3 protein-coding genes are annotated in these 5,130 nt (G+C 67.9%); all 3 read left to right on the top strand.

The features are described 5' to 3' along the window. On the top strand, nt 1-1,653 hold a 1,653-nt coding region (locus tag QMX80_RS18215; protein WP_282278593.1), incomplete at its 5' end, for a sodium:solute symporter. A gap of 85 nt (nt 1,654-1,738) precedes the next feature. Then, complete coding sequence (locus QMX80_RS18210) at nt 1,739-2,620, top strand: LysR family transcriptional regulator (RefSeq protein ID WP_200911351.1); 882 nt, start codon at nt 1,739-1,741, stop codon at nt 2,618-2,620. Between the two features lie 247 nt (nt 2,621-2,867). Continuing rightward, nucleotides 2,868-5,039: a TonB-dependent receptor gene (locus QMX80_RS18205; protein ID WP_282278592.1), complete on the top strand. Its 2,172-nt coding sequence runs from the start codon at nt 2,868-2,870 to the stop codon at nt 5,037-5,039. Nucleotides 5,040-5,130 lie beyond the last annotated feature (91 nt).

The raw sequence follows: 5,130 nt of genomic DNA, 5'->3' as shown, positions 1-5,130 counted from the left end.
GGCCTGCGCACCTTCCACACCATCACCAGCGCCTGGGCCGCGCTCGACGCGCCGGCCGGCGCGGCCGCGCCGGCGCCGCTGGACATCGCCGCGCGCGGCAACGGCCTGGCCTGGACCAGCGCCGACGGCGGAGTGCATTTCGCCGAAGTGCAGGGCGGCAAGCACCTGCTCGGCTGGCTGGACTGGAGCGTGATCGTCGTCTACCTGATCGGCATGATCGGCATCGGCGTGTACTTCTACCTGAAGGACCAGACCGCCTCCGAATCGGAATTCTTCGTCGGCGGGCGCAGCATCCCGTTCTGGGCCGCGGGCATCAGCCTGTACGCCACCAACACCAGTTCGATCAGCTTCATCGCCATCCCGGCCAAGGCCTACGAGACCAACTGGCAGTACCTGACCAACAACCTGGTCGCGGTGCTGGGCCTGATGTTCGTGGCGGTGTGGATCGTGCCGCTGCTGCGGCGGCTGGACCTGATGAGCGTGTTCTCCTACCTGGAGACGCGCTTCCACCCGGCCATCCGCATGCTCGCCAGCGCGCTGGCCATCGCCATGCAGATCGGCAGCCGACTGAGCGTGATCCTGTTCCTGCCGGCGCTGGCGATCGCCACCATCACCGGCATCGACGTGGTCTGGAGCATCCTGATCATGGGCGTGTTCACCATCATCTACACGGTGATGGGCGGCATGCGCGCGGTGGTGTGGACCGACTTCGTGCAGGTGTTCGTGAAGATGGGCGGGGCGATCTTCGCCATCGGCTTCATCGTGTGGACGCTGGGCGCCGACTTCGACGGCATCCGCGAAGCGGCGATGGCCGAGCACAAGACCAAGCTGCTGGACTTCAGCTTCGACCTGACCAAGGCCACGGTGTGGGGCTTCATCTTCCTGGTCGTGTTCGACGTGGTGCTCACCTTCCCCAAGGACCAGGTGCTGATGCAGCGCACGCTGGCGACCAAGTCGGACAAGGAGGCCGGGCGCTCGATCTGGATCTTCGCCGCGATCATGATTCCCGGCGGCTTCATCTTCTACAGCATCGGCACCGCGCTGTGGATGTACTACAAGCACAATCCGGGCCGGCTGGACCCGCTGCTGCCGATCGACGCGACCTTCCCGCTGTTCATCGCCGCCGAACTGCCGCCGGGCGTGACCGGGCTGATCATCGCCGGCATCTTCGCCGCGGCCATGTCCACGCTGTCGAGCATCATCAACAGCGTGGCGACCCTGCTGTCGGTGGACTTCTACGACAAGCTGGCGAAGAACCCGAGCGAGCGCGGCAGCGTGCGCTTCGCCGAGATCATGACCGTGGTCGTCGGCCTGGCCGGCATGGGCCTGGCGCTGGTGCTTTCGCGCTACGACATCCACTCGCTGTTCGACGTCTCCATCGAACTGGCCGGCCTGCTCGGCGGCGGTTTCGCCGGCGCCTACACGCTGGGCATGTTCACCCGCCGCGCCAACTCGCCGGGCGTGGCCATCGGCATCGCCGGCAGCATCGCGCTGACCCTGCTGGCCTGGTCGTTCAAGCTGGTGCACCCGTATTTCTACCTGGGCATCTCGATCCTGCTGTGCATCGTGATCGGCTACCTGGCCAGCCTGTGTTTCCCGGCGCCGGCGCGCTCGCTCAAGGGCCTGACCATCTACCGGCAGGACGCCACATGAACGGCGCGCGCGCGACCATGACGTTGGTCGGATGCCGCGTGCCATGCCCTCCTGTAGGTTTGCCCCGGACCCAGAGGGCATAGCCGTGGAAACCCAGTTCCTCAACACGTTCGTCACCGTGGTCGACCGCGGTTCGATGGCCGCGGCGGCGCGCTCGCTGCACATCACCCCGGCCGCGGTCGCCCAGCAGATTCGCACGCTGGAGCGCGAGCTCGGCGCGCCGCTGATCGCGCGCGCCGGACGCACGGTCAGCGTCACCGCCGAGGGCGCGCGCATCCTGCAGCGCGCGCGCGACCTGCTGCGCGACGTGTCCGATCTGCGCAGCGTGGCCAACGAGAGCGGCATGGCCGGCGAACTGCGGCTGGGCGCGTGCCCGACCGCGCTGGCCGGGCTGGTGCCGGACATCCTGGCGCGGATGGTGGCCAAGTTCCCCGAGATCAACGTGTTCATCCGTCCCGGCTACTCGGCCGATCTCTACGGCGCGGTGGAAGCCGGCGACCTGGACGCGGCGATGGTGCTGCAGGCGCCGTTCTCGCTGCCCAAGACCTGCGACTGGCAGCTGCTGCGCGAGGAACCGATGGTGGTGCTGGCGCCGGCGCGGCTGGCCGGGCGCGACCCGCACGAGCTGCTGCGCGACGAACCGCTGATCCGCTACGACCGCCACGAATGGGGCGGACGCCAGGCCGACGAATACCTGCGCCGCGTCGGCATCGTCCCGCGCGAGCGTTTCGAGCTCAACGCGCTCAACGCCATCGCGGTGATGGTGGACCGCGGTCTGGGCGTGTCGCTGGTGCCGGACTGGGCACGTCCATGGCCCGAAGGCCTGGCGGTGGCGCGCCTTCCCCTGCCCGAACCCTGCGAGCCGCGCCGCATCGGCATGGTCTGGTCGCGTTCTTCCGTACGCATCCGCCAGGTCAACGCACTGCTGGAAGAAAGCCGCGCGGCGCTGCTGCCCGGCCGCGCCTGAGAGGCGCCGGCGGCCGATCGCCCTGCCTGCGATCGGCAACAAACACTAGGCAATGAACATACGAATCCGCGCTTCTATCGTCATGAAGCCGCACCTAGTCTTCGCCCATGACCGGCCAACGCGTGGCCAGACTCCATAGAGAGTCGCCATCCACGCCGGTACGGCGGGCGCGAGCCCGGAGCTGTTTCCCGGCACGCGCGGCTCCCCGGTCGTCGACGCCGCAATCCACTCGGGGGGAGAGAGAACCATGACCAATCCAATCAGCGCACGCAGCGGCGCAGCGGCCAGGACGCACCTGTCGATGGCCGTCGGCCTCGTGCTCGCCACGGTCGCCGCCTCGGCGGCCGCGCAGGACGCAAACACCCACGCGGCCCACCAGGACGCGATCAACCTGGACAACGTGATCGTCACCGGTACCCGCGCGCCCAAGGCCGTGGACCGCATTCCCGGCGCGGTCAGCATCGTCAGCCTGCAGGAAGTGCAGAACTCGCTGAGCCTGACCGAAGACGCCACCGCGGTGCTCTCGCGCACCATCCCGGGCTATTCCGAATCGACCCAGGCGCTGACCAACTCCGGCGAGACCCTGCGCGGGCGCATCGCGCTGCGCCTGTTCGACGGCATCCCGCAGACCTCGCCGCTGCGCGAGACCAACCGCGCCGGCAGCTTCACCGACCTGGGTGTGATCGGCCGCATCGAAGTGGTCAACGGCCCGTCCGCGGCCGAAGGCGTCGGCGCGGCCGGCGGCATCATCAACTACATCTCCAAAACGCCGGAAGAAGGCAGCCACACCAGCGTCAACACCCGCTGGAGCACCCAGGGCCGCGACGACAGCGACGGCTGGAAGGTCGGCGTGACCTTCGGCCACAAGGAAGACGCCTACGACCTGCTGCTGGCCACCTCCTTCGTCGACCGCGGCATGGCCTACGACGGCAAGGGCCGCAAGATCGGCATGCGCGGCTCGGGCACGATCAACGACTCCGAAGCGAAGAACCTGTTCCTCAAGCTGGGCACCAACTTCGGCGAAGCGGACATGCAGCGCCTGCAGGTGTCGGTCAGCCGCTTCAACCTGACCGGCAAGGGCAACTACACCGGCGTGATCGGCGACCGCGCCAACAATGTCACCTCGACCTCGGTGCACGGCACGCCGCTCGGCGCCAAGACCGAGTTCAACGACTTCAACCAGCTGGCGCTGTCCTACAGCCACTCGGACTTCTTCGGCGGCACCCTGCTGGCCGATGCGTACCGCGCCGACCAGCACATGCGTTACCCCGCCGAGGACGGCAAGGACCGCCAGGATCCGCTGCTCGCGCCGCTGGGCACGCTGATCGACCAGTCCGAAGTCAATTCGGACAAGAAGGGCTTCCGCACCTCATGGACCCGCGGCGGCCTGTTCAACGTGGACGGCCTGGAACTGCGCGTGGGCGTGGACCAGGTGAAGGACACCACCGACCAGCGCCTGGCCCTGACCAACCGCGTGTGGGTGCCGCCGATGGAGTACAGCTCCAGCGCGCCGTACACGCAGCTGAGCTGGGACATCGGCGACCTCACCCTGAGCGGCGGCGTGCGCCGCGAGAGCGGCGAGCTGCATGTCGACAGCTACACCACCACCTATTACAACAACCGCGTGTTCGTCGAAGGCGGCACCCTGAAGTACCGCCAGACCCTGCCCAACGCCGGCCTGGTCTACCGCTTCACCGACGCCCTGTCGGCCTATGCCTCGTACTCGGAAGGCTTCAGCCTGCCCAACGTCGGCATCCCGCTGCGCAACATCAACAAGCCCGGGTACAAGGTCGACGGCATCCTCGACCTGCAGCCGATCATCGTGGAGAACAAGGAAATCGGCTTCAACTGGCGCGGCGGCAACGCCTCGGCCAGCGCCTCGTACTACCGCAGCTATTCCGAACTCGGCGTCTCGCTGAGCACCGACCCGGTCACCGGCGATTTCGTCATGAACCGCGGCCCGGTGCGCATCAACGGCATCGAACTGACCGGCAGCTACGATTTCAGCGACGACCTCAAGCTCAGCGCGCTGTACTCGCACATCGTCGGCAAGACCTGGTTCACCAAGAACGGGCCGCTGGACAAGCGCATGGGCGCCAACGACGTCAGCCCGGACAAGATCGGCATGAACCTGTTCTGGCGCTTCGCCCCGCAGGCCGACCTGAACCTGGGCGCGACCACCCTGCTCGCGCGCACCATCAACCAGGGCCGCAGCGGCGCCGAGCACACCTCCGGCCGCACCCTGCTGGACCTGAGCGTGAACTACGACACCGGCCGCTTCGGCAAGCTGACCCTCGGCCTGGAGAACCTGCTGAACAAGCAGTACATCCTGACCACCTCCGAGGCCAGCAACGCCAACGACGACTGGATGGCCGGTCGCGGACGGGTGATCTCGCTCTCGCACAACATCGCGTTCTGATCTCCGCCCCCACGGCGCCCCGGCTACCGGGGCGCCGGTGTGTTTTGCAGGGCCGCCCGGCCCCGGGCGCCTCCCCCCGGGATCGGGGCGG

Origin of the sequence: Stenotrophomonas sp. PS02297, from assembly GCF_029959705.1 — a bacterium.
GTDB classification, from domain to species: Bacteria; Pseudomonadota; Gammaproteobacteria; order Xanthomonadales; family Xanthomonadaceae; genus Stenotrophomonas; species Stenotrophomonas nitritireducens.
This window is presented reverse-complemented; position numbering and strand designations above follow the sequence as displayed.